The sequence below is a fragment of the Marinobacterium jannaschii DSM 6295 genome, from assembly GCF_000620085.1.
GTDB lineage: Bacteria > Pseudomonadota > Gammaproteobacteria > Pseudomonadales > Balneatricaceae > Pontibacterium > Pontibacterium jannaschii.
Genome location: NZ_JHVJ01000004.1, coordinates 333,705 through 359,421 on the forward strand (window position 1 = coordinate 333,705; position 25,717 = coordinate 359,421).

Here is a 25,717-nt window from a genome sequence, read left to right on the forward strand (position 1 = left end):
ATGCTTTTATTCTGGCTCGAGTGTATCAGAGCATTAAGGGTTTATCCTTATCCATTGGTGCTGGCTAAGACCAGGGCTTCGGCTATACTGGGCCGCCTCATAGATGCGGCAGGACGGTCAGAGTGAAAAAATCCGATAAGAAAACCGAAGCACAGATCTGTCAGGCGCTGACCGATGTCTGTGATATCGCTCTGGATCAGGTAGCGGGGTTTGAATGGATTACCCATCAGGTGAACTACAATCGCTTTCCACACAGCCTGCAGATTGTCTGTGTCTTTCGTGATGAAGCAGCGCGAACGGCACTGCTGCTGAAGCATGAAGATCTTTTTTTACGTCAGTTGATTGTCGACAAGCTGGCCGGTATCGGGGTGAAATTGCCCAGGGCGGAGCGTCAGATCAGCTTCGACAGCGAAGAGGCTTGTCAGCGCGACCATGCCGGCCGTTGGAACCATCGATTGTCGTCGTCCTGATGGTTTAGCGGGGCTGCCAGATGCCGTTCGCAACATTATAGAGGCGGGCGTCGGCAGGGCGCAGCTCTGGATAACCGCACTCAAACACGGTGACCCGACGTGGGTTTATCCGGCACCGGCAAAGGTAGTGAATCATTTCACCGATACTGTCAGAGTAGAGCTCCCGCGCCGATTCGAGTCCCGGTTCTTCAATTCTTGCCAGGTAGTTAAACAACTGTGAACCGGATGCTCCGTTCAGCGGTCGGGTCTCAATGCACATAGATATCTCCTCGGGCGGTTGCCGTTCTGACCTTAGCTACACCTACACTTACACCTACATACCTTTGCAATGTATCGGCCGTATTTGGTTTTTAGTTAACCATATTCCCATTGGTCGCCGGATACGGCGGACACCGAGGCTTCGCTGGCATAAATTCAGAGGCTGGAAGCCTGGTGTTGCTCTCATCTGGCGGCACCTTTAAGGCCTGTTCTGTTGTTGACCGATCCCTACATTTCTCCCTGTCGGCTGGAGAAACCCCGCCTATACTGCAGGGACGGTGACTGCGCTTTCTGCTTTCGTTGCGCACGAGTCAATGTCATAGGGACAGGAGAATGGATGTGACAGAGTGGAAGCAACTGGCAGTTCCGGTCCGGAGAATATCTTCAAGCAACCTTCTGATCAGTATTGGCTTTACTCTGGTGATAGCGCTGATGGTGACTATCGCGGTGATCGGACTCTCCAGCATGACTGAGATGCGCAATCGACTGGATGAGATTGTCCAGGTTCACTCTGAAAAGCTTAAGCAAATCTCAATCATGCGTCGTACCAACCGTCACCGGGTGATTACCCTGCAGCGTATGCTCTACCTCGATGACCCGTTTGATATCGATGAAGAGGCGATGAGCAACCGGGGTATGGCCAATGAATTTATCAAAGCACGTAACCGCCTCAATGCGCTGACTTTCTCGCCGGAAGAACAGGCAGTGCTGGATGAGTTGCGACAGGCGACGCTGGTCGGTGCGCCGCTGAATGACCAGGTACGGGCTCTGGTTATTGATGGCGAGCTGGAGCAGGCGAGGGCGCTGATGATCGAGCAGATGCGACCCGCACAGGACCATATTTACAGCCTCTTCACCACGCTGGTGGCGATCTACGATGTGGCGGTGAATGAGGCGGAGATCAGGGCGGAGCAGGAATATGCAAAGGCCTATGACCGCATGCTGAGTATGCTGGCCGGTGTTGTGGTGCTCAGCCTGATGATCAGCTTGCATGTTATACGCAAAACCCGCCTGGCTGAGGAGGCGCTGAAACGCAACCGTGATGAACTGGAATCCCAGGTGGCTGCGCGTACCCTTGAACTCAGCAGAGAGGTCAATACCCGTAAAAGCGCCGAGCAGGTACTGCAACATCAGAAAGCCCATCTGGATGTGACACTGGCATCAATCGGCGATGGGGTTATCACCACTGATGAGCAGAATCGGGTGCAGTACCTGAATACAGTTGCCGAAGAGATTACAGGCTGGAGCCGGGAGGAGGCGAAGAACCGGCTTCTGGATGAAGTTCTGCCGGTGGAGGACGGTGAGACACTATTGGTCGATCAGGATATCCCTGATGGTGAAGGGGTGCTGGTTCGCCGGGACAGTACCACCCTGGACGTTCAGCAATCGGTTGCCACCATTAAAGGCAGCGATGATGAGGCGGCTGGTATGGTGATCGTTATCCGTGATGTCACCGAGAATCGGTTGCTGGCGCGTCGGCTGGCCTATCAGGCGACCCATGACTCACTGACCGGGCTGATCAACCGGCTGGAATTTGAGAACCGGCTATCCCAGCTGATCTGTCAGTTGAAGGAAGAGCGCGCAGAGCACGGCTTCCTCTATCTGGATCTGGACCAGTTTAAGGTGGTGAACGACACCTGCGGGCATGCGGCGGGAGACAAGCTGCTGCGGGAGCTCTGTGGGCTGATCGCCCGGGAGCTGCATAAGGATGATCTCTTTGCCCGCCTGGGTGGCGATGAGTTTGGGATTCTGATCCGCAACAGTGCTCTGGAGGTATGCCGTAAACGCGCGGAAGCGGTCCGCAAGCGGGTGCAGGATTATCGCTTCAGCTTTAAGGATCAGGTGTTTCATGTCGGCGTCAGTATCGGTCTGGTTGCCCTTGATAATTCTCAGGTCCGGGTGCAGGACCTTTTCAGCTCGGCCGATTCGGCCTGCTATATCGCTAAGGAGCGGGGCCGCAATCAGGTGCATCTTTACCGTGCCAGCGACCAGGACACCCAGCAGAGGGAAGGTGAGATGCGCTGGGTTGCCCGGTTGCAGCAGGCGCTGGATGATGATCGGTTTGAATTGCAGTTTCAGCCTATAGTGCCGCTGGCCGGATGCAGTCAGCCGAGTCACTACGAAGCACTGTTGCGGATGCATGATTACGACGGCTCGCTTATCTATCCGGAAGCTTTTCTCCCGGCAGCGGAGCGCTACGGCCTGATGCCGGATATCGATCGCTGGGTCTTCCGGCATGCTTTGGGCTGGCTGGGACGGCACCGCGATCAGTTTTCCGGCCAGCGTATCTCGATCAACCTGTCGGGAGTCAGTATCTGTGACAGTGCTTTTCTCGAGTATGTGAAGTATCAGTTTAAAGTCAGCGGAGCTTCTCCTGACGCGGTGATTATCGAACTGACGGAAAGCAGCGCGCTGAATAACTTTGCCGAGGCGATGAATTTTATTACCACCCTGAAAGCACTGGGGTGTCAGTTTGCGCTTGATGACTTCGGTAAAGGCTTCTCATCTCTTAGTAATCTGAAACAGCTGCCGGTGGATTATCTGAAGATTGACGGTGGCTTTATCCTCGATATCCTCAACGATCCTGTCGATGATCACTTTGTACGGGCAATCTGCGAGATCGGCCACTCTATCGATAAGCTGATAGTGGCGGAGTTTGTAGAGAACGATGCGATCCGTACCCGCCTGACTGAACTGGGCGTCGATATGGCACAGGGCTTCGGTATCGCCCGCCCGGCAGCGATTGAGACCTTCGATCATCGGTTTGCTGATCAGGATGCCCCGATGGCAATGGAGCAAAACTGAGCGGTGCTCTTTGGGCGCAGTTATCTTTGGCGCAGCCATCCTGACCGCCGTTTCCGGAAATCACTGCATTGAAGTTGTAGATCGTGCTATCGATGCAATCAAACACCCATGTCCGATGCTTTTCGCTATAGAATTATGATTTTGTGGCTTAATCAGGCTCATTAGTGTCTGTTTGGGTTTGAATTCGACTGAAATCTCTAGCAAACTTGCCTTAAACTTTCCCTATCAAATCAACAGCACGTCACTAACCGCTCACAAGGCGGGGACGAGACGCCCTGAGCCCCTCCAGAAGAGCGGTTTATATCGGTGAAACCCCTAAGCCGACCGGAAAATACAGTAAATCAAATGGACACTGAGATCAGATGAGCACCTTATTTTCACTATTCAGACTGCCAGCGCTACGACTGCGCAGCAGTTACCGGGCCTTGAGTTTTAGTGGTGCCCTGTAGCTTCTGACAGCCACGCTTTTTCCGTTCACATACAGAACAACTGAATACTGATAAAAAGAGACTCTCACTATGTCCCGCTTCGACCACAGCAAATACCAGCCTTTCGCTCCGGTAAAAAAGAACAACCGCCGCTGGCCTGACAATGTTATCGAAACTGCGCCTCGCTGGTGCAGCGTAGATCTGCGTGATGGTAACCAGGCACTGATCGAGCCGATGAATGTCAGCCAGAAGATCCGCCTGTTTAAACAGTTGGTAAAAGTTGGCTTTAAAGAAATTGAGATTGGCTTTCCAGCCGCCTCCCAGCCTGACTACGACTTCGTGCGGGAGCTGATCGACAATGACATGATCCCAGAGGACGTCACCATTCAGGTTTTGGTGCAGGCGCGCCAGCATCTGGTCGAACGTACTTTTGAGGCGCTGAAGGGAGCACAATGCGCGGTTGTGCACCTGTATAACTCAACCTCAACTGTCCAGCGTGAACAGGTGTTTGCAATGGGCCGCCAGCAGATTATTCAGATCGCCGTCGACGGTGCCCATATGCTGATGGCGGAAGCTGAGAAACATCCCGACACCGAATGGGTATTCCAGTACTCGCCGGAAAGCTTTACCGGCACCGAACTGGACTATGCGGTGGAAGTGGTGGATGCCGTCACCGAAGTATGGCAGCCCAGTCCTGAGAGAAAGGTCATTGTTAACCTGCCTGCCACCGTAGAGATGTCCACGCCGAATGTCTTTGCCGATCAGGTCGAATGGTTTATCGACCATGTTGCCCGTCGCGACTCCCTGATTATCAGCCTGCACACCCATAATGACCGCGGCTGTGCGGTTGCCGCGTCTGAATTGGGTTTGCTGGCCGGTGCCGATCGGGTCGAAGGTACTCTGTTGGGTAACGGCGAACGTACCGGCAACCTGGATGTGGTCACCATGGGGATGAATATGTACAGCCAGGGTATCGATCCTGAATTGGACTTCAGCTGCATGGATGAAATTATCGAATGCTACAAAGCCTGTACTCAGCTGCCGGTACATCCACGTCACCCTTATGCCGGTGAGTTGGTGTTTACCGCTTTCTCCGGCAGCCATCAGGATGCGATCAACAAGTGCCTCTCCCGCCGCGCGGAAGAGGATAGCTGGAATGTCGCTTACCTGCCGATCGACCCGGCTGACCTGGGGCGTGACTATCAGGAAGTGATCCGCATCAACAGCCAGTCCGGCAAAGGCGGAATGGCCTATGTGTTGGCCCGTGAATACGGTATCCAGCTGCCGCGCTGGTTGCAGATCGAATTCAGCGCTGTAGTACAGAAAGCCACAGAACAGATGGAAGGCGAGATCAGCACCGCCCAGATCTATGAACTGTTTAAGGCGAACTATCTGCAGCCGATGGAGCAGTATCAGATGAACGGCTATCAGGCCAGCCGCGATAATGGTCTGGATACATTGAGCGCCGAAATGCAGTGGTTCGGTGAAAGCGTCACTATTCAGGGGCAGGGGAATGGCATTGTCGCTGCCTTCGTCGACGCCATGAATAAGCAACTGGGCCAGCCGATGGTGCTGGTGGAGTACAGCGAACATGCTCTCAGCCAAGACGCCGGCGCCGAAGCGATCACCTATGTGCAGATGAATATCGATGGCCAGCGCAGCACCGGCGTGGCAATCAGCGAAGATATCGTTACCGCCTCGCTGAATGCGATCCTGTCAGCAGTTGCAGGGCAGGTGGCTGGGGCTGTAGCGGCTTAAGCAAAAAGCTTGTAGAACGCCGAAATGAAAAAGCCCGCATCGGAAGATGCGGGCTTTTTATTTAAGGGTTGATCGTAACAGAGACTGATTTAGAAGTAATAGTGCCATTGGGGCTGGTCACTTCCACGGAGAATATAGCGCTTGTGACTTTATCGACGTCTGCAGCTCTTATGTTGATAGTCTGTTGGCTAGGTAAAAGTGTGTTGCCAACAGTGAAGGAAGAAGTACCGACAAAGGATCCATCTGAAAAACTACAAGCTACCGCTGTTCCTTTGGGTAAGGCATTTCCATTGGTGTCGGAGTACGTGATAGTCAAGCTGCGAGACTGCTCGCTTTCCATAGTAAAGCCAGTAGTAACGGAGCCGCCGTCCTCAATAGTGATTGTTGCAGCAGAGGTTGAAAGTACGATTACTGTTCCTTTGAAAATGAACGTGAGGTTCGCGCAATGGCCCGCCGCTTTAGCAGAATCGGAGCAATTGGGGCCATTATAGAAGGCATCGGCGTCATCATATTGGGCATTGCCATTAAAGTCGGCAGCGGGCTCGCTAAAACCTAGCTCGTCGACATCCCTTAGCCCGCTCTCGTTGTCATCTCTAAACGGTTCGGGAAGGTTAGTAATTATCGTCTCTCCAAGGTCATACAGGCCGTTGTTGTTAGAGTCATCGAAGGATTCCATACCTACTGTGTAAGCATATATGGTGGCTCGGCCGCTTGCGGGGCGTGGGGTTTTAGATATCCATTTTACAGTACAGCTTCCTTCATCATTATCGATAACACATGGTGATTCGATATCGCCGGCTTCTGTTGAGAGAGTAAAGCTGGTGCCTTTAGGGGCGAAGTTACTGTTGTCGTCCCCTGCTCTAATTGTAATGGGAACCTCTACGCCAGTGATATTCCAGCTTTCTGAGTTCAGTGTTTCTGGATTAATCGCGAGTCTATTTTGAGCAGGGAGGCCCGTTGCGATAGATAGTTTATTTGAAACAGTTGATAAGACGCTTGTGCCGCTGTTAAAGGAAGCTTTTACGCTTACAGAAGTAGGAGTATTTCCTGAATTTACAACAGTTTGTACTAATCCATTCGAATCTGATGTGGCAATAATATTTTGAAGCTCCACTGAGCCATCGGTGGTAACTAGTTCAAAGTTCACATCTTGCCCAGCAACTGGGTTTCCACTTATATCGAAAACTTTGAATATAACAACTGCAAATTCTGGTCGTTCGGTAGTGCCATTACCTTTTGTAGAAAGAATCGATTTGCTGATGGATTCGAATGCAACTGAACCTGCGGCGGCGCTAGCTACTTGAATAGTGGTAGAGGCTATGTGGCCTCCTGGAATTGAAGCGGTAATAGTATCGGTACCTTCACATCCATTAGCTCGATAAGTCGCAACTGCAGTCCCATTTGTAGTCGTAATTGCAGTGTCGATTGAAGCTGTTGGAGGAGTGGCTGATGTACAGGCGGAGGTAAATGTTACTTCTACTGGATTAGCATATAAAGCGCTACTACTCTCTAGGTCTACCACATTAGCAGTGACAGTCATAGTGCCGCCTGCAGAAAGCTGGTTCGGAGATACTACGCTAGGTGTCAAGGCTCCATTGTTGAAGCTTCCTCCAGACCCGGAACCCAAAGCGAGGTTGGCTAAAGAGGTTTCAAAGTTGGCCTCGGCATTTACGGTAATACTGTCTGATGTCGACGTTGCTTTTACCGTAGTGGCACCTTCAGCGGTACCTGCTTTAAGTGTGATGCTGGCAACGCCGTTACTGTCGGTGAGAGCCGTGCCTGAGATAGGATCAAGCGTGGCGATAGTAGAGTCAGTTACTGAAAACTCCACAATTTCGCCTTTGACCGGATTGCTGCTGGCATCAAGGAAGGTTGCGCTGACCGTGGCGGGAGTTGATTCGTTGATCGCAGTAATTACGTTACTGCTACTGTCGGTCAGTTTTAGTGCGAGTGAGGCTTGATTTACCGGTGTGGTTGTACCACTGCTACCGGAACCAGAACTACCGGAAGAATCCGAAGAACTGCCGGAACTGCCAGAACCGGAAGAGCTTGATGATGAACTCCCCCCTCCAACCCCCGTAAATCCACCCGATCCTGAGCCTCCGCCACCGCAGGCGGTGAGGAGCTGAAGTACGAATACTGATACAACCAGTTTAGACAGCAGCGGTTTCATCCAGCTAATTCCTTTTGCGCTATTGAACAGACAGTTACACGGGGAGAGGGCTGGTCACTCTTCTGTTCTTTGGCACGACTCCCTGTGCACGAAACCGAAGCATGGTAGCACAGGCCGTTTTCTACAATAAATGAAAAGTGGATATCTGATTATTTAATGATCGATCATTCATATAATTAGACAGTATCTTCTCTGACTCCTAGACTTATCTATTACCTGCCCATTACCACGGAGGGTTGCTGTCCCGTGAGGTAATCGCTATGGCTGTGAAAACCGTGTTCCGCACCCTCTGGCACGCGTTCGGCGTTGTCCTGCTGGCTTTTATTGGTAAGGCGGCCCATGCCGGTATCCATAAAAGCCCCAATGATCACCGTGAGTACCTCACATTCAAGCTGCCGAATAATATGTCGGTGCTGGTGATCTCAGACCCGGACTCCGATAAGGCCGCCGCGGCGATGAATGTGGCGGTGGGCTCCAGCGCCGATCCACAGAGTCGACCGGGACTGGCGCATTTTCTGGAGCATATGCTGTTTCTCGGCACCCGGAAGTATCCCCAGGCCGATGGCTATCACAAGTTCATCAAGTCTCATGGCGGACGCCACAACGCTTATACCTCACCGGACAATACCAACTATTACTTCGATATCTCGGCGGACAGCCTTGAGCCGGCGCTGGATCGGTTTGCCCAGTTCTTTGTCGCGCCGTTACTGGATGAGAAGTATGTAGAGCGGGAACGCCATGCAGTGCATTCGGAGTATCGTGCCCGGATGCGGGATGATCGTCAGCGTCTGTATTCGGCGACCAAGCAGGTGATGAATGCCGACCATGGCTACAGTCATTTCAGTGTCGGTTCAATGAAGACGCTGGCAGGGGATGTAAGGCCTGATCTGGTGGCATTCTATGATCATTATTATTCCGCCAATATGATGAGCCTGGTGGTGGAGGGCAAGGAATCCGTAGAAGAGCTGAAGGCGATGGTGGAAGCGAAGTTTGCCGAGGTGCCGGATAAGGATGTAAAACCCGCCAGCTTCAATGATTCTGTCTTTGCCGACAACACTTTACCCGCCAGGCTTTCTGTCAAGTGCCTGAAAAACGAGGAAGCGCTGAGCCTGACCTTTCCGCTGGATAGCGTCAGGCAGTACTGGCAGGAGAAGCCGTTGCGTTATATCTCCAGTCTGATCGGCTATGAGGGACATGGCAGCTTGCTGGCGTACCTGAAGCAGCAGGGCTGGGCGAATAACCTGATGGCCAGCCAGGGGCTGGATCTGAAAAATGAAGCCACCTTTAAGGTCGATATTGACCTCACCGATGAAGGCTACGCAAATAAAGAGAAGGTGATCGAATCCTTCTTCAGTTTCATCGCTAAGCTGAAGGATGAAGGGGTGCGGGCTGATATCTACCAGGAGGAGCAGGAGCTGGCCCAGACCCATTTCCGCTTCCGTGAGGCGATGCCGGCGATGAAGGAGGTGAGCCATCTGGCGAAATCGATGCAGTATTACCCGGCAGAGCATGTGATCGACGGCCCGTACCTGATGTCACAGTTTAATGCGGACCATATCCATGCCTTCCTGAAAGATATCCGCCCGGACAATATGTTGCTGACGGTGCAGGCTCAGGACGTAGTGACCGATCAGAAAGACCCCTGGTTTAATACCGAATACAAGGTGGAACCACTGACTGATCGCGAGCTGGCGCACTGGAGTACACCGGAGTCGCTGGCTGAGTTGAGTGTCCGGGGGCAGAACCGCTATATCGCCGATCACTTTGATCTGAAAACGCCGGAAAATGATGATCAGCAAACCCCCGAAGTTATCTTTGACCGTGATGGACTGACTCTGTGGCACCTGCAGGATCAGGAGTTTAACAGTCCGCAGGCCGATGCCTATTTTTCAGTAACATCACCACAGGCCAATGACTCGGCCCGCAATGCAGTGATGACCGCGCTCTATACCCGGATGGTGCAGGATCGCCTCGGCGAGTCTCTTTATGATGCCCGGCTGGCGGGATTTAATACCCGTATCTATCCCCATGTGCGTGGCTTTACCGTACGCCTATCTGGTTACAGCGATAAAATGCCATTGTTGTTGCAGCAGGTGACTGATGGCCTGACGGATACCCAGCTGGATAAGTCCCGCTTTGCCCGGATGAAGCAGCAGCTGGCAGCCGACCTGGGGAATGCGCGCAAAGATAAGCCCTACAACCAGACAATCGGTGAGATCTTCCGCCTGTTGTTGCCGCAGTGGAGTAATGAAGAGAAGGCGCTGGCGCTGGCGTCGGTAGAGTTCAGCGACCTGGAGCGTTTTATTCCGGTGTTGTTGTCCGATAATAAGGTGCGGATGATGACGCATGGTAACCTGCTTGAAGATGAGGCGCTGGCGTTGTCTTCTATTGTCGAACAGGCGATCGTAACCCGACAGAAAACGACTCCGGATGTGAAGGCGCAGGTAGTGAAGCTGGAGGAAAATACCGAGCTGACCCAGACGCTGGACATTTCCCATAATGATTCGGCGATCAGTGTCTACTTTCAGGGTGAGGATACCGAAGTGAAGTCGCGGGCGGAGTTTGCTCTGCTAAGTGAGATCGTCACCTCTCCCTTCTATACCCAGTTGAGGACAGAGAAGCAGCTGGGCTATATCGTTTTTCAGACTCCGCTTACACTGGGAAACGCGCCGGGGCTGGCATTTGTGGTGCAGAGTCCTAAGGCTGAGCCGGGAGCCTTGGAAGGGCATATTAATGGTTTTCTGGATCAGATGACCGAGCAGCTGGCGACACTGGACGAAGCACAGCTGGAGCAGTTCAAACGCAGCGTGGTATCCAAGCTGATGCGGCGGGATAAGAACCTGCACGCGCGCTCTAACCGTCTGTGGAAACAGATCGATGAGACGGATTCAGACTTTGATACCCAGCAGCAACTGGCTGCGGCTGTGCAGGCATTGTCTCTGGCCGATCTGCAGAAGTGTTACCGGGGGATGGCCGCCCGCAAGCTGGTGGTGCGCAGTTTCGGTGATAAGCACCGTAGTAACGGCCTCTATCAGCGTGAGGCCAACCGTCGCTGCGATAAAGCCATTCGCAAGATGAAGCAGCAGGGCGAGTATTTTGAAGTCTAGATCCGTCCTCTAATGCCGCTTATAAAAAAGCCCGGAGTCTGTTATAGCGTCCGGGCTTCTTTTTTTTGGGCTCAGATCAGAGCCTGCGGACCTTAAACTTGCGTCCTTTGATCTTACCATCGCGCAGGCGATCCAGCGCCTCGCGGGCTACCTTGCGTTCTACAGCGACGTAGGCGAAATAGTCAACCACATCGATTTTACCCACCGCTGTGCCGGGGATTCCCGCTTCGCCAGTCAGGGCGCCGAGGATATCGCCGGGGCGCACTTTGTCTTTGCGGCCGCCGGCGATACAGAGGGTTGCCATCCGCGGTGGCTGTGGCGCTTCGGGTCGGCTGCTGATCTGGTCCATCGAGACGCGGGGCAGCTCAGCCTGCTGGTACTCGGAGATGATCTCCATCTTGTACTCTTCACGCTCGGTATGCAGGCTGATCGCCATACCTTCTTTGCCAGCGCGTCCGGTGCGACCGATACGGTGGATATAGATCTCCGGGTCTTTCGGCAGGTCGTAGTTAACCACCGCAGAGAGGTCATCGATATCCAGTCCGCGGGCGGCGACATCGGTCGCGACCAGTACGCTGCAGCTGCCGTTGGCAAACTGGGTCAGTACCATATCCCGGTCTTTCTGGTCCAGATCGCCATGCAGCGGGCGGGCGACGTGGCCGGCCTCTTTCAGGGCCTGGCTGATATCGTTGCACTGCTGGCGGGTATTACAGAATACGACGGAAGAAACCGGGCGGTGATGGCCCAGCAGGCGGATCAGGGCATCGGTCTTCTGGTCCTTTTCCACCCGATAGAAGCGCTGGCTGATCTGGCTGTCGGAGTGGAAGGATTCCACGCTGACTTCAACCGGGTCCCGCTGATACTGGTCACTGATCTGACGGATCTCCTTGGGATAAGTCGCAGAGAACAACAGGGTCTGGCGATTACTTGGAGTTTGCTCAAGGATATCCTGAATATCGTCGCTGAAGCCCATATCCAGCATCCGGTCGGCTTCATCCAGCACCAGGGTATTGATGCGGTTTATGCGCAGGGTGCCTTTGCGCAGATGATCCTTGATGCGTCCGGGAGTACCGACAACCACATGGGCACCGTGTTCCAGCGAGCCGATCTGGGGGCCGATTGGCTGACCGCCGCAGATCGTGACGATCTTGGTGTTCTGGCGGTAACGTGCCAGCTTACGCAGCTCTTTCGCTACCTGGGTTGCCAGTTCGCGGGTCGGGCAGAGTACTAGTGCCTGGACGAAAAAGCCGCTGGGTGCCAGCTTGTCCAGCAGGCCGATGCCGAAGGCTGCCGTCTTACCGCTGCCTGTTTTGGCCTTGGCAATCAGATCCTTGCCCGCCAGTACCTGGGGCAGGCTCTGGGCCTGGATCGGTGTCATTTCGCTGTAGCCGATCGCGTTAAGGTTTTCGAGCTGGGCCGGGGGCAGGGAGAGGGCGGAGAAAAGGGTATCGGTCACGGTGGTCTCTGGAGCTGACTTGGAAAGGGCGCCATTCTACCATCGTATGGCTAATTAATCCGGTTGCTTTCAGGCGGGCACAAAAAAACCACCCGAGGGTGGTTTTTTCAGAACTGAAGGACGAGGTGCTTATTTAGCAGCTTCGTACGCAGCAGCTGCGGTTACGATTGCAGCGCGGGCAGCGTCAGCGTTATCCCAGCCTTCAACCTTAACCCACTTGCCTTCTTCCAGCCCCTTGTAGTTCTCGAAGAAGTGTTTGATGCGGTCGAGCTGCAGCTGAGGCAGGTCTTCGATGTCCTGTACGTCTTTGTACGCTTTAGTCAGCTTGTCGTGAGGCACGGCAACCAGCTTAGCGTCTTCGCCAGCTTCGTCGGTCATATTCAGGATGCCAACCGGACGGCAGCGGATCACAGAACCCGGGATCACAGGGTAAGGAGTCACAACCAGTACATCCAGAGCGTCGCCATCGTCAGCCAGCGTGTTGTTGATGTAGCCGTAGTTCGCCGGGTAGAACATTGGTGCAGCCATGAAACGATCGACGAAGATAGCATCTTCTTCTTTCTCGATCTCATACTTGACTGGAGAGCTCTCTGCCGGGATTTCAATAACTACGTAGATATCGTTTGGCAGATCTTTACCTGCAGGTATTTTCGCAAAGCTCATGCTTCTTCTTCCTGTAAACAGTTGTCAGTCTGAAAGGGGTTGGCCGGATTATAACGTTTCATACAGGTGGCGTTGAATAAGACTTAACGCCAACTGGAGTTATACCTCCGGCCGGAATTCTTAGCGGTTAAGCCGTGCGGCTTTGGAATCAGCGCTGTCGCGGTGGAATTCCATTGCGGTCTCAACTTCGTTCTTAGAACCCAGGGCCACGGCTACGCGCTGGTGGATCTTCTGAGGCTCGATGTCCATGATGTTGCCGTAGCAGGTCGTAGACAGTCCGCCGGCCTGTTCGATCAGGAAGCTCATCGGGTTGCCTTCATACATCAGGCGCAGTTTGCCCGGCTTGCTCTCGTCACGCTTGTCCCATGGGTAGGCGAAGATACCGCCACGGGTCAGTACGCGGTGAACTTCGGCCACCATGGAGGCGATCCAGCGCATATTGAAGTTTTTACCGCGGTTGCCTTCAACACCCAGCAGTAGCTCGTCGATGTAGCTCTGCATCTCCGGTTCCCAGTGACGCTGGTTTGACATATTGATGGCAAACTCATTGGTATCAGCAGGGATCTCGATGTTATCACGGGTCAGCAGGAAGTCGCCGGTGTGAGCCAGGGTAAAGAAGTTAACGCCCTTACCGGTGGTCAGGGACAGGACAGCGGACTGGCCGTAAAGCACGTAACCGGCCGCGATCTGCTTGCGACCCGCCTGCAGATAAGCTGCTTCGTCTGCACCGGACATGCCTTCAGGCAGTTCCAGAATAGAGAAGATAGTGCCGACAGAGACATTGATATCGATGTTAGAGGAGCCGTCCAGCGGATCAAAGGTGACCAGGTAGCGGCCATCCGGGTTACCCGCTACTGGCAGATCTTCCTCTTCTGAAGCCAGGCCGGCCACCAGAGGATTGTCCAGCAGGAACTTTTTCAGCAGGTCGTTGGCGATAACGTCCATTTTCTTCTGGGTTTCGCCCTGCACGTTCGTGTCTTCAGTGGATCCTAAAACGCCTGCCAGGGCGCCTTCGCGCAGCTGAATTGCAACTTCTTTACAGGCAAGCATCAGGGTACCGATCAGATCGATAAGATTGTCGTCGGTTTCCTGTTGTTTAAGGAACTGGCTCAGCAGTAACATTCGTGGTTTGTCTCTCAGGCTCAGTGAAGGTATATAGGCTACCGATCAGAAAAATTTAAGCCCCGGATACAGGCGTCTGATACAGTAAAGCCCTTTATGTTGTTGGCGCTGGATTGTACGTCAAAGCGCCGTTGATTTCATGTCCGGCCTCTGTTTTTTCATGCCTTTTTCATCAGCTTTTCGTGCCAGATATCCTAGTGAATTGTTTTAAAACTGGAATACCCGGCGGCATTGTAAGGAGATTAGTGGGTGCATATTCATATTCTTGGTATCTGTGGCACCTTTATGGGGTCGCTGGCAGTGCTGGCGAAACAACTCGGGTATAGGGTGACCGGCTCTGATGCCAATGTATATCCACCCATGAGTACCCAGTTGCAGGCGCAGGGTATTGAGCTGATGGAGGGCTATGATCCGGCCCATCTCGAGCCCGCTCCGGACCTGATTGTAGTGGGTAACGCTATGTCCCGTGGTAACCCGGCTGTGGAGCATATGCTGAACAGCGGTATCGCCTATATCTCCGGCCCCCAGTGGCTGAGTGAACACCTGTTGCAGGATCGCTGGGTGCTGGCCGTGGCCGGAACTCATGGTAAAACCACCACCGCTACCATGCTGGCCTGGATTCTGGATTACAACCAGATGGAACCGGGGTTTCTGATCGGCGGGGTGCCAAAGAACTTTGATGTATCGGCCCGGGTGGGCAACTCGCCGTTCTTTGTCATCGAGGCGGATGAGTACGACACGGCGTTCTTCGACAAGCGTTCCAAGTTTGTCCACTACCATCCCCGCACCCTGGTCCTGAATAACCTGGAATTTGATCACGCCGATATCTTTGACGACCTCAAGGCGATCCAGCGCCAGTTCCACCATGTGGTGCGGATTGTCCCGGCTATCGGCCAGATCATAGTCCCTGCCGGGCAACCGGCACTGGATGAAGTGATTCAGCAGGGCTGCTGGAGTGAGCTGTCGCGTAGCGCTGTGCTGGCAGAGGACGATCAGGTATTTGAGGGGATCGAATGGCAGGCAAGGAAGCTGACCGCCGATGGTAGCCGTTTTGAGGTGCTGCACAACGGCCAGAGTAAAGGGACTGTCGACTGGTCTATGACCGGTGATCACAGCGTCAATAATGGTCTGGTTGCGATTGCGGCGGCGCGGAATGTTGGTGTGTTACCCGAGCATGCCGTCGAGGCCCTGAACCGCTTTGGTGGTGTGAAGCGGCGGATGGAGCTGGTGGGTGACGTCAATGGCGTGAAGGTCTATGACGACTTTGCCCACCATCCGACGGCCATCGAAACCACGTTGGAGGGTATCCGCGCCCAGGTGGGCGAAGAGAAGATTATTGCGGTGATCGAACCGCGCTCCAATACCATGCGACTGGGCAGTCATAAGGCTCAGCTGGCGGCCAGTGTGGCGAAAGCGGACAAGGTATTCTGGTATCAGCCGCAGGGGCTGGAATGGTCGCTGGAAGAGGTGATCAAAAGCAGTCCGGTCGAGGCTGCCTTGTGCCGTTCGACCCAGCAGATCATCGATCAACTGGCTGTCGAAGCCTTATCCGGAAGCCATATCGTGGTGATGAGTAATGGTGGCTTTGAAGGGATTCACGGCCGTATCGTCTCGGCTCTGGAGTCATAAGGCGTGAATAAGCCTGCCACAGCCTGGCTTAAGTTGATGAAATAGTCATTAGAGGCGGGTAGAATTCCCGCCTCTTTTACACCGTTGGACACCGATTGCCATGCCGAAAATACTCGCCCTGGATACCTCCACCGACGCCTGCTCTGTCGCTTTGCATATTGACGGTCAGCAGCAGGAGGATTTCCGTATTATTCCGCGCCAGCACACCAAAGAACTGCTGCCAATGGTGCAGCAGATGATGCAGTCTGCCGGACTGAAGATGGTAGAGCTGGATGCGATCTGTGTTGGACGCGGGCCGGGCTCCTTTGCCGGAATCCGAATCGCTACGGGGGCCGCCCAGGGGCTGGCATTTGCGGCACAGCTGCCGATGCTGCCGGTTTCCACGCTGGAGTCGATGGCGCTGGCGGTGTTCAGTAAGACCGGTGCCAGCCGTATTGTCACCGCGCTGGACGCCCGTATGAACGAGATCTATGTCGCTTGCTACGAGATGGTCGACGGGCTGCCGCAGCTGGTGGGCCGTGAGATGGTGGTCGCACCGGATCAGTTCGTATTACCGGAGGGGGACTGGACCGCGGCCGGCAGTGGCTGGCGTTATCTGGACGATATGAGTGCAGCGGTTCAACAGCGCCTGACGTTGCTTGATGACGATATATATCCCTCCGCCCAGGACATGCTGTCCCTGGGGCTGAGGGACTGGAATGCAGGTAAGCAGGTCGCCGCAGAGGATGCGCTGCCGGTTTATCTGCGAGATGAAGTAGCCTGGAAGAAGAAGGATCAACAGTAATCATGGATTGGTTTCAAGTTACATTTCTTGCCCTGATACAGGGGCTGACCGAATTTTTGCCGATCTCCAGCTCGGCTCACCTGATCCTGCCATCACAGCTGTTTGGCTGGGAGGATCAGGGACTGGCATTTGATGTCGGTGTCCATGTCGGCACCTTGTCGGCGGTGATGCTGTACTTCCGTCAGGATATCGCTCAGATGATCGTTGCCTGGCTGAAAAGCCTGACCGGCAAGCAGAGTCCCGAAGGCTGGCTGGCCTGGTATGTGGCGCTGGCGACAATCCCGGCGGTGGTCTTTGGTCTGGCAATCAACGACATAATTGATGTATATGGCCGCTCTATTCTGGTGATTGCCGGTACCACGCTGATCTTCGGTGCATTGCTGTACTGGGCGGACCGTAACCGCACCGAGGTGCGCTCTCTGAAAGAGATGGGGCTTAAGGATGCGATGATTATCGGCTTTGCTCAGGCAATCGCGCTGATCCCGGGAACCTCCCGCAGCGGTATCACGATTACGGCCGCGCTGATGGCGGGCTATGATCGCCAGTCGGCGGCGCGTTTCTCCTTTCTGCTGTCGATTCCGGTGATTCTCGGGGCCGGTTTGCTGAAAGCCAAAGACCTGGCGGAAACCGGCACTGATGCCCAGTGGACGATGGTCGGCGGGGGCGCGGTGATTGCGGCGCTCAGCGCCTATGCCTGTATTCACCTGTTCCTGCAGTGGCTTAACCGGATCGGGATGACGCCTTTCGTGATCTATCGCATGCTGCTGGGCTTTGCGCTGCTGGGTGTCTACTTCGCCGTCTGATTCAGGCTGTTACAGGAGTGGCTGCGGTGGCAGTGGCTCCTGTCACCATCGGGCCTTTATACTCCTCCCCTGTGTATCCCAGTCCTGCCTGACTGCAAGCGCTTTTTGCGGCCGGGCAATCCTTTCTGATACTGATTAGTTGAGCGTTATGAGCGAACTTTTTCTGGCGGTGATCGCCCTGGAGCCCCTCCTTGAAAACGAAGCCCGGCAGCTGGCGGATTCACTCGCCCTGCCTCTGATCAGCCCGGCGCAGCTCGGCACTGAGCCGGATCAGTATGAATTGCTGTTGCAGCTCACGGCAGAAGGGCTGAAGTTGCAGCCAACCGGGCGCAAAGCGCCGGGTGCGATCTGCGCGGATTTTGTCACCGGCGCGGTTGCACACCGCCGCAAATTTGGTGGCGGTAAAGGGCAGATGATTGCCAAGGCGGTGGGTATTAAGGGCAGCGTGCGGCCTCAGGTGCTGGATGCCACCGCGGGCCTGGGGCGGGATGGCTTTGTGCTTGCCACACTGGGTTGCGAGGTGACGCTGCTGGAGCGGGCGCCGGTGATTCATGCCTTACTGGCCGATGGCCTGGCGCGGGCAGAGCGTTCTGATGAGGTGTTCGATATTGTCGACCGGATGACGCTACATCACGCCAATAGCCAGCAGTGGATGCAACAGCAGGCCGATGCCGGCGAGCGTTTTCAGGTGGTCTATCTTGATCCGATGTTTCCGCATAACGATAAGTCGGCACTGGTGAAGAAGGAGATGCGGGTATTTCGTCCTGTGGTGGGCGATGACCTGGATGCCGATGGCTTGCTGGATGCTGCGCTGGCGATCGCTGAAAACCGGGTTGTGGTGAAGCGACCGCGAAAAGCGCCATTTCTGGCCGGGCGTACCCCCAGCTATCAGCTGGAAGGTAAGTCCAGTCGCTATGATATCTATACCCTGAAAAAGCTGACCGCCGAAGAGTAAAGGTGGTTTAAAGCGTTCTGATCAGTCGGTCAGCACTTTCCGTCAGGTGTCCGCCCAGAGTGCGGCGGGCATGGCGTAGCAGCGCCCGGGTATCACTGAGGCAGCAGATCCTTCCTTGTTGTAGCTGCAAAATTTCCCTTTCGATCAGCTGGTCAATAAAGATACCCAGTACCCGCTTGTCGGAATATTCCGGCGAGCTGAAGCCATAGGTCTTGTGTAGCTCGGTTGCCAGGGTGGCCGTAATGCGGATCAGGTCATCACGGCTGATCTGCGGATGTTGCTTTAGCACCAGCAGGGTCAGGTAGTAACGCAGCAGCAGAGGCTCGACGGTTTGTATCAGGGTCTGAGCCAGTGGCAGCGGATTGGTTTGCCACTGACGTCGCTGTTGCCTGAGCAGGCCTTTCTCGGCCAGGCGATCTCTGATACGACGTATTTCAGTGGTTAAGCTCGCATCGTCCCAGGGCAGCTGCAGTTCGGCGTCCAGATAGGGAATAAGCAGCTTGAGTATGCGATTGACCGACTGCGAAGGCAGTGGCCCGAGCCGATGGCAGAGCAGCAGGTAGAGTCCCGGAATCACCAGCAGGTGAAGCAGGTTATTGCGATAGAACGTCATCTCCCGCGCCTGTGCCGGGTTCAGCTGAACCCGGTTTTCCGAGCGAGTCAGTTGCTGTAGTTTCTGGCACTGCCCGATCCAGTGATCAGTTTTGCTGCCATTGACTTGTCTGCCGCTGTCAGTGAGTTCGCTCAGCAGTTGTTGCAGGCCTTGGCAGCGTGCGCCCAGGTCTGCACAATCCAGCGTTTGTCGTGGTGCCGCCAGCAGAGTGGTGGCGACAATCGCATTTGGCGTGATACAGGCGGCCTGATTGATCCGCCTGAGAACCTCCTTCCCCAGCTCGGCCGGACGATATTCCCGGTTGCCGGGTGCTGCCGCGAGTGTCAGCGGCTCGCCAAAGCTGAGATAGCAATTGCCGAAACGCTGGCGCAGGATCTTCAGCATCGACAAGACGCCCTGCAGCGACTCGCCCTGTTTCCGCTGCCCCTCCAGTTCCTGCTGATAGCTATGGCTCTCGACCAGCCGGTCGTAACCGATCCAGACCGGTACCAGAGTCACCGGGTAGGCGGCGCTGCCCCGGCTGGTCTCCAGGGTCATGGCGAGCAGGCCGGTTTTCGCCGGTAACAGACGGCCGCTGCGGCTGCGTCCGCCTTCGATAAAGTACTCGATGGAGTGTCCGCGATGACTGATCTGTTCGAGGTAGGCGGCGTAGAGGGCGCTGTAGACCGGGTCGTCCCTGAAGCTGCGGCGCATAAAGATAGCGCCGCCACGTTTGAGGATCGGACCGATAAGCGGGATATTCAGGTTCTCGCCTGCTGCGACGTGGGGCAGCATAAGACCCTGTCGATAGAGCGCCCAGGAGAGCAGCAGATAGTCCATATGACTGCGGTGGCAGGGCAGGTAGACCAGCTGATGGGTGCCGGCAATAGCCCGAATGCGGTCTATATTCTGCACCTCCACGCCGTAATACAGTTTGCGCCATAGCAGATCAAACAACGGATTAAGCAGACGTACCGTCAGCGGACTGAAGTTCGCGGCGATCTTATCCAGCTGTGCCAGGGCTTGCTGTTCCAGGCTGATCCGGCTACTGCCTGTGGCCGCACTCTGCTGATCCAGTGCCTGTTGCACTTTGGGGTGGCGCAATACTTCCTGCAGCAGGGTGCGGCGATGGGACAGGTCCGGGCCGATAATGGCCTGGCGCCGGATCTTGAAGTGGCTGCGCAGTACCCGGCTGGCCTTGCGGGCAATCGTTGCATGGGCGTCGGGTGTCTCTGCAATCAGCGATTTGAGCGCAATCGATTCACTGGCCTGCACCAGGGTCGCCCGGCCATTAACCAGTAACTGCAGGGCACGCCCCAGCGCCCCGGCCCGGTGCCAGGTTTCGGCATACAGCAGGTTCAGCCAAGACTGCTGCCGCTCCGGCATACGGCCATGATAGATAGTAACGGGTACCAGCTGTATATCGAGCTCACTGTTGGAGTGCTGCATCCGCGACAGCTCATCAATCGCTTCCCGGAGCGGATAGCGTCCGTCGGAATGGGCGTAAAGAAAGCGGTGATCGGCAATCAGCCTATCGCTGAGCCCGCGCAGAATGGTCCGGTGGCTGCTGCGCGGTGTTTCCAGCACATAGTAAACGTCGCCGCCATGGTTCAGGTTAGCCCGCCCCAACAGAGTCGGACGTACGATCAGTCTTAGCAGGCGGGCTGCCAGCCGTTGTATCAGGGGGGCATTTTTATTCATTAATAGTGGGGTGGCGGAGCTTCGTCCTGAGGGTTACGGGTGGGATTTTCCGCCATTGTCTTTACCTGCTGATGAAGGTACTGAACCATTTTTTCCAGCCGCATGATCTCCTGCTCCTGACGGGCAATAACATCGCTGAGTTTATCAATGGCATCTTCCTGAAAAGCGATACGGCTTTCCAGTTCGATAATCTGTTCGTCTACCGACATCCGATATTCCTGTGTGTTTGCTGCAAAGACCCATTATCTCAGACCGGCGCAATGCTGGATATGCTGGAAAACCTGCTTTAAACAACGACGGCTTATTGTCGGGGCCGCAAAAAAACCGAAATCACCCTATTTATAACCGAAATTTTGCTTTGTCGCGGCTTCTTAGCACCCAATTTACCTTAAGCTATTGAATAAATAGTTGAAATTGGATATATCTTCTGGGCTGCTAGGGATTTTTCCTTAGCGGCAGATACAACAGTCAAAAAATATTGTGAATAAGAGTTTAAACAAGAGATAGTTAAATGAGTGGTAGTCAACTGATTCGGAGTGTTGTTATCAGCGCTCTGGCGGCTGTTCTGCTTCCTGTTTCACTGGGAGCTGTCGCTGGAGTAGAGATTGCATTGGAAGCACCAGTATTGCTGGTTTCTTTTGGTGTTGTACTTGTCGCATCTATTGCTGCATCGTGGGGAAATGCTGCAACTGCGTCAGTGTCCTACGAAGGGCAGGACACCGTATATGAAGAGCCGGCTGAAGATGACAATCGTGAAGTTGGCACAGTGAAGTGGTTTAACGTATCCAAGGGATTTGGTTTTATTACCCGTGATAACGGGGATGATGTATTTGTTCACTTCCGTAATATCCGTGGTCGTGGGCATCGTTCTCTGGCGGAGGGCCAGACAGTACGCTTCAATGTGCGGGAAAGTGATAAAGGTTTGCAGGCCGAAGATGTTTCGGTGACGCGGGCTTAATATCGAAAACGGGAGCCTCTGGCTCCCGTTTTTTGTTGACTAAATTCCCATCTGCCTTAGTCGTGCTTCAAGTGTTTCCCAGTCACAATATCCTGCCGTGACAATCTTTAAAGTATCCTCTTCAGCCAGCAACAGCGTCGGAAATCCGTTGATCTGCCAGCGCTCCTTCAGGGCCAGCTGGGCCTGAAGCTGTTGCTCAGTCACCTCGCTTGTCAAAGCCTCAGAAAATAATACTTCATCCAGGCCAATCTCTCCGGCCAGTTCACAGAGCGTTTCACTGTCAGATGGGTTCCTAGCCTGCAGGTAATAGGCGCGCTGTATGGCCTCGATCATGGCTTCACTGCTATCGGGCTCTATTTGCCCGGCGGCCAGTACCGCCCGACAAGCCGGATAAGTGCTGCGTCTGGGCTGGCACTGGCTCCAGAAGCCATGATTAAAACTGGTCGCGGTATGCTGTTCGATATGCTTCCAGGTTTGTTGCAGGCCGAGCTGCATCTCCCGCGGCATGGGCTGATCGCTGTCAGGTGCCAGTCCTCCCATCAGCAGGCTGATCGGAATGCCCGGATACTGCGCCTTCAGCGACTTGATAACCGGGGCAAATGCCCAGCACCAGCTGCACATCGGGTCCATTACATAGATAAACTGCATCAGAACAGAGACTCCTGATTAAGGTTCGGCTGGGGCCATTCGGGCAGCGACAGGCTGCCCGGACGGATCTTATTCAGCTCCCGGGCGAAATACTCCGCCAGCTGGGGAGATTGGTTGTTGTCCGGTGTATGGAAAAACAGAAAGGGTGAACGGCCCTCATCCAGCCAGACGGCGGTCTTCTTTATCCAGGGTTGCAGCCAGGGCAGGCCTGCTTCCCACTCCAGTGGTGTTATAAAGCGCAGCATCGGGCGTTGGCCGGTGGCAATCACGTGGACGGGCAGCTGTGGTTTCTTGGCCTGGGCGTCCAGCGAAACAGGGTCTTGTTGAGGCAGGGCGAACAGGGCCCGGGTGTCAAAACTGATACGGTTAATCTGATGGTCGATCAGCAGCCGGTTAAACGAGCGTTCGGCATCATCCTTATGGAAGAAGTCAGGGTTTCTGACCTCAATGCCATAATGGAAGTCAGCCGGCAGCTTTTTCAGGAAGGCCGCCAGAATATCCAGTTGGCGAATACTGAAACTGGCCGGTAGCTGTAAACAGAGCAGGCCGATCTTTCCCTGTAATAAAGTCATCGCTTCGATAAAGCTGGCAAGCTCCTTATCGCAATGGCGCAGCTCTGCCTGATGGCTGATCGTCTGGGGAAACTTAAAGCAAAAGCGGAAGCTTTCGGTAACCATCTGATCCCAGTGCTTTAATGACTTGTGCCCGGGCAGGCCATAGAAGGTCGTGTTACCTTCAACGCTGTTGAAATAGCTGGCGTACCTGGCGAGAGGGTGGGCGTGATTGCTGATACAGTGCAGACTGTCTTCCCAGGCAGGGTGCTGCCATTGTGGAAGACCTGCAAAGCAGCGAGCCTCTGTCTGATCTGAAGTTGTCACTGTATACTGGGCAAACCTTGGCTTGGGGTTAGGTAATTCTTCGTAGTTTCAGGGCGTCTGATAACCTTGGTCAGGCAATTCGCAGTTGGACTTTATCGGCTATCCTGTCGCTACCTCCTGCGTAAGGCAATTTACCAAAGCATAGAGAGATTTACATGGATTTTGCTTCATTGTTAGGGATCATCTCAGGGGTGGCCCTGATTGTCTCTGCAATCTTTATCGGCGGTAGCGCTGATGTCTTTGTTAACGTCCCGGGGATGATGATTGTATTTGGCGGCACGGTGGCTGCGACACTTCTGACGTTCCAGTTCCGGGATGTACTGAACGCTTTTCACGGGGCTTTTATCGTTTTTACCCGTGATAAGACTAATCCGCAGGAGATGATCGATACCATGCTGGAGCTGAGCCGGGTCAGTCACCGTCATGGATTGCTGAAACTGGCGGATGTGAACAGCCCCTCCCATGTCTTAAAGCGTGTCTGTAACCTGCTGGCGGAGGCGGCTTCCGAGCAGGTAATACGTAACACCCTGCAAAACGAGATCGACTCGCTGGTGGCGCGCCATCATGCGACCCAGGATGTATTCAGGAAAATGGGAACCTTCGCACCTGCATTTGGCATGCTGGGGACGCTGATCGGTTTGATTCAGATGCTGAGTGAGTTGCGCAATCCCGATACCATCGGACCGGCAATGGCGGTCGCGCTGCTGACAACGTTTTATGGCTCTCTGCTGTCTACAGTGGTCTTTCTGCCGATAGCCGGCAAGCTAAAAGCGCGCACCGTGCAGGAAGTAACCAACCTGGAAATCATCCGGGAAGGCTGTATCGGTATTCTGACGAACGATCACTATATGCACGTCTATGAGCAGCTCTCCTCCTATATTCCGGAAGCGAAGCGCAAACCTCTGAAAGTCAGCAGCAAATAGACGACCAGCGAGCATACTGATTATGGGTACTAAAGCGTTATTGGACAGCGAACCTGAGAGCAACGAGTGGATACTGACTTATGCTGACCTGATGACCCTGTTGCTGGTGTTTTTTATTCTGCTGTTTTCTATGTCTACACTGGAGAATGAGAAGTTTACCGACGCGGTGCGCTCGTTGAATATGGCGCTTGAAGGTGCAAAGGGTGCTAATAGCGTGATTAACATGGAGCACGAAGCGCCGGTAAAGCCAGAGATACCGCAAGAATCTGAAGAGGTTCTGCCGGCGGATAATCTGGCAAGCAGTGAATCAGAGCTGCCGAATGAAGCTGCGATGGATTCACAGAATGTTGCTATCGACGCTGAGTGGCAGCGTTTAACCGATGAACTGGAAAGCAAGTTTCAGATCGCTAATGCCACCAATGCCGTGGAGATGGGCCAGCCGAAGGATGGAAAGCTGGTAATCCGTGTCAAAGGCTCGGCGCTGTTCCCTTCGGGCGAAGCAGAGTTTCATCCTCAGATGATGCCGATGCTGGATGGGATCGTTCAGGTGATGCGGAAAAATCCGCAATATAAGGTCAATATTCAGGGCCACACCGATAACTTGCCGATCCGCACGCTGCAGTTTCCTTCGAACTGGGAACTTTCAGCCGTCAGGGCAACAACCGTCTTACGTTATTTTGTCAGGGGTGGGGTTCAGCCTACCCGGGTAACGGCGACCGGTTATGGAGATGCGATTCCTCTGGTTGTGAACAACAACCTTGAGAATCGAGCTAAAAACAGACGTATTGAATTTGTATTGGAAAAGTCGGAGTAAGCCCATTGTTCACTCTGCCAGAAGAAAATAATGCTAATGCCAACCGGCGCAGTGCTTTCAGGGTTGATATTGATGACAGCCTGCCGGTTCGGCTGAAGGTTGCCGGTATCAAGGTAGATATCACCAACCTATCGGCAACCGGTATCGCTTTTAAGCCCCCCTCGACGCTGGAAGAGGGCACCTACGATGCCAGAATCTCCTTTAAGATCGACCGGGTCTATGTATTTGAATTGCAGTTGCAGGTGATAACCACCATCAATGCAGTCGCCCGGGCGGAGTTTCGTGGCTTGGCAGAAAGAGAGCAGTTGCTGATGTCGCGGCTGGTACTCCATCTGCAAAAAATGGTGATCAGGAAAGAAGTAGAAGCCCGGCGAAGTGAGCCTGTACTACGAAAGTGAAATAAAAGCTTGCCAGAGATGGCAGTTGTACGTAGTATATGCGCCACATTGATGCGGGGTGGAGCAGCATGGTAGCTCGTCGGGCTCATAACCCGAAGGTCGTTGGTTCAAATCCAGCCCCCGCTACCAAACATAGAAAGGCAGCCTTATGGCTGCCTTTCGTCGTTTAGGGCGATTTAATACGTCCTTCGGGGTTATAAGCCCGGAAAGAGCGCGTCGGGCTCGGCTCTTTATAACGGCCGGGAAGGTCGTTGGTTCAAATCCAGCCCCCGCTACCAAACATAGAAAGGCAGCCTTATGGCCAATGCCGTTCACTTAAGCGGGGCAGCACTGCGATCAACCGGATAGCGGGTCTTGCTCATTTTCACCGTCCTGGGTCTTGAAGGCCTGGGAC

General features: G+C 54.2%; 21 protein-coding genes and 1 tRNA gene. 13 read left to right on the forward strand and 9 right to left on the reverse strand.

All coding sequences use genetic code 11. From position 1 onward, the window contains the following. The first annotated feature begins 122 nt into the window (after window positions 1-122). On the forward strand, window positions 123-470 hold the full coding sequence (locus Q354_RS0103165; protein ID WP_027856360.1) for a hypothetical protein: 348 nt from the start codon (window positions 123-125) through the stop codon (window positions 468-470). Window positions 471-474: 4 nt separating this feature from the next. Here Q354_RS0103165 and Q354_RS0103170 read toward each other — a convergent pair whose 3' ends face one another. Beyond that, window positions 475-729, reverse strand: coding sequence for a hypothetical protein (locus tag Q354_RS0103170; protein ID WP_027856361.1), 255 nt, complete (start codon window positions 727-729; stop codon window positions 475-477). 332 nt (window positions 730-1,061) lie between these two features. Here Q354_RS0103170 and Q354_RS24395 point away from each other — a divergent pair, with 332 nt between their 5' ends. Both Q354_RS24395 and leuA read left to right on the forward strand, forming a co-directional pair. After that, the gene (locus Q354_RS24395) at window positions 1,062-3,533 is read left to right on the forward strand and encodes an EAL domain-containing protein (protein WP_051559842.1); all 2,472 of its coding nucleotides are present in this window, start codon (window positions 1,062-1,064) and stop codon (window positions 3,531-3,533) included. Between the two features lie 518 nt (window positions 3,534-4,051). Next, on the forward strand, window positions 4,052-5,719 hold the full coding sequence (leuA, locus tag Q354_RS0103180) for a 2-isopropylmalate synthase (protein WP_027856362.1): 1,668 nt from the start codon (window positions 4,052-4,054) through the stop codon (window positions 5,717-5,719). 61 nt (window positions 5,720-5,780) lie between these two features. Here leuA and Q354_RS27790 read toward each other — a convergent pair whose 3' ends face one another. Then, on the reverse strand, window positions 5,781-7,892 hold the full coding sequence (locus Q354_RS27790; protein ID WP_084332450.1) for an Ig-like domain-containing protein: 2,112 nt from the start codon (window positions 7,890-7,892) through the stop codon (window positions 5,781-5,783). Between the two features lie 260 nt (window positions 7,893-8,152). Here Q354_RS27790 and Q354_RS0103190 point away from each other — a divergent pair, with 260 nt between their 5' ends. Next, on the forward strand, window positions 8,153-10,999 hold the full coding sequence (locus Q354_RS0103190) for an insulinase family protein (protein ID WP_027856364.1): 2,847 nt from the start codon (window positions 8,153-8,155) through the stop codon (window positions 10,997-10,999). Between the two features lie 76 nt (window positions 11,000-11,075). Here Q354_RS0103190 and dbpA read toward each other — a convergent pair whose 3' ends face one another. The 3 genes from dbpA to Q354_RS0103205 form a co-directional block, all read right to left on the reverse strand. Beyond that, the gene (gene dbpA / locus Q354_RS0103195; RefSeq protein ID WP_027856365.1) at window positions 11,076-12,455 is read right to left on the reverse strand and encodes an ATP-dependent RNA helicase DbpA; all 1,380 of its coding nucleotides are present in this window, start codon (window positions 12,453-12,455) and stop codon (window positions 11,076-11,078) included. 129 nt (window positions 12,456-12,584) lie between these two features. After that, window positions 12,585-13,118, reverse strand: coding sequence for an inorganic diphosphatase (ppa, locus tag Q354_RS0103200; protein WP_027856366.1), 534 nt, complete (start codon window positions 13,116-13,118; stop codon window positions 12,585-12,587). Between the two features lie 120 nt (window positions 13,119-13,238). Beyond that, window positions 13,239-14,240: a class 1 fructose-bisphosphatase gene (locus Q354_RS0103205; RefSeq protein WP_027856367.1), complete on the reverse strand. Its 1,002-nt coding sequence runs from the start codon at window positions 14,238-14,240 to the stop codon at window positions 13,239-13,241. Window positions 14,241-14,489: 249 nt separating this feature from the next. Between Q354_RS0103205 and mpl the strand changes: the two genes are divergently transcribed. From mpl to Q354_RS0103225, 4 genes are all read left to right on the forward strand, one after another. After that, the gene (gene mpl, locus Q354_RS0103210; protein WP_027856368.1) at window positions 14,490-15,869 is read left to right on the forward strand and encodes a UDP-N-acetylmuramate:L-alanyl-gamma-D-glutamyl-meso-diaminopimelate ligase; all 1,380 of its coding nucleotides are present in this window, start codon (window positions 14,490-14,492) and stop codon (window positions 15,867-15,869) included. 100 nt (window positions 15,870-15,969) lie between these two features. Continuing rightward, on the forward strand, window positions 15,970-16,653 hold the full coding sequence (gene tsaB / locus Q354_RS0103215; protein ID WP_027856369.1) for a tRNA (adenosine(37)-N6)-threonylcarbamoyltransferase complex dimerization subunit type 1 TsaB: 684 nt from the start codon (window positions 15,970-15,972) through the stop codon (window positions 16,651-16,653). A gap of 2 nt (window positions 16,654-16,655) precedes the next feature. After that, a complete protein-coding gene (locus Q354_RS0103220) occupies window positions 16,656-17,456 on the forward strand; it encodes an undecaprenyl-diphosphate phosphatase (RefSeq protein ID WP_027856370.1) in 801 nt (266 codons plus the stop codon). A 148-nt stretch (window positions 17,457-17,604) separates the two neighbouring features. Beyond that, window positions 17,605-18,411 (forward strand): class I SAM-dependent methyltransferase, encoded by an 807-nt coding sequence (locus tag Q354_RS0103225; protein WP_051559843.1) that lies wholly within the window; start codon window positions 17,605-17,607, stop codon window positions 18,409-18,411. Window positions 18,412-18,418: 7 nt separating this feature from the next. Here Q354_RS0103225 and plsB read toward each other — a convergent pair whose 3' ends face one another. After that, window positions 18,419-20,704, reverse strand: a complete 2,286-nt coding sequence (plsB, locus tag Q354_RS0103230; RefSeq protein WP_027856372.1) for a glycerol-3-phosphate 1-O-acyltransferase PlsB — start codon at window positions 20,702-20,704, stop codon at window positions 18,419-18,421. Continuing rightward, complete coding sequence (locus tag Q354_RS0103235) at window positions 20,704-20,913, reverse strand: SlyX family protein (RefSeq protein ID WP_027856373.1); 210 nt, start codon at window positions 20,911-20,913, stop codon at window positions 20,704-20,706. Before Q354_RS0103235 ends, plsB begins: the two co-directional genes overlap by 1 nt. A gap of 302 nt (window positions 20,914-21,215) precedes the next feature. Here Q354_RS0103235 and Q354_RS28835 point away from each other — a divergent pair, with 302 nt between their 5' ends. Continuing rightward, window positions 21,216-21,662, forward strand: a complete 447-nt coding sequence (locus Q354_RS28835) for a cold-shock protein (protein ID WP_027856374.1) — start codon at window positions 21,216-21,218, stop codon at window positions 21,660-21,662. Window positions 21,663-21,701: 39 nt separating this feature from the next. On the opposite strand, the gene Q354_RS0103245 is transcribed toward Q354_RS28835, so the two are convergent. Together Q354_RS0103245 and Q354_RS0103250 are read right to left on the reverse strand one after the other, a co-directional pair. Next, entirely contained in the window at window positions 21,702-22,310 is a 609-nt protein-coding gene (locus Q354_RS0103245; protein ID WP_027856375.1) for a DsbA family protein, read from the reverse strand. Beyond that, on the reverse strand, window positions 22,310-23,188 hold the full coding sequence (locus Q354_RS0103250; protein WP_027856376.1) for a DUF72 domain-containing protein: 879 nt from the start codon (window positions 23,186-23,188) through the stop codon (window positions 22,310-22,312). The genes Q354_RS0103245 and Q354_RS0103250 overlap by 1 nt, the downstream gene beginning before the upstream one ends. Window positions 23,189-23,343: 155 nt before the next feature. On the opposite strand from Q354_RS0103250, the gene Q354_RS0103255 reads away from it, so the two are divergent. The 4 genes from Q354_RS0103255 to Q354_RS0103270 all read left to right on the forward strand — a co-directional run bounded on the left by Q354_RS0103255 (window position 23,344) and on the right by Q354_RS0103270 (window position 25,452). Further along, window positions 23,344-24,111, forward strand: coding sequence for a motility protein A (locus Q354_RS0103255; protein WP_027856377.1), 768 nt, complete (start codon window positions 23,344-23,346; stop codon window positions 24,109-24,111). A gap of 22 nt (window positions 24,112-24,133) precedes the next feature. Further along, on the forward strand, window positions 24,134-24,925 hold the full coding sequence (locus Q354_RS0103260; protein WP_027856378.1) for an OmpA/MotB family protein: 792 nt from the start codon (window positions 24,134-24,136) through the stop codon (window positions 24,923-24,925). 5 nt (window positions 24,926-24,930) lie between these two features. Beyond that, a complete protein-coding gene (locus Q354_RS0103265; protein WP_027856379.1) occupies window positions 24,931-25,323 on the forward strand; it encodes a PilZ domain-containing protein in 393 nt (130 codons plus the stop codon). Between the two features lie 52 nt (window positions 25,324-25,375). Then, window positions 25,376-25,452: transfer RNA gene (locus Q354_RS0103270), tRNA-Met, on the forward strand. Window positions 25,453-25,717 lie beyond the last annotated feature (265 nt).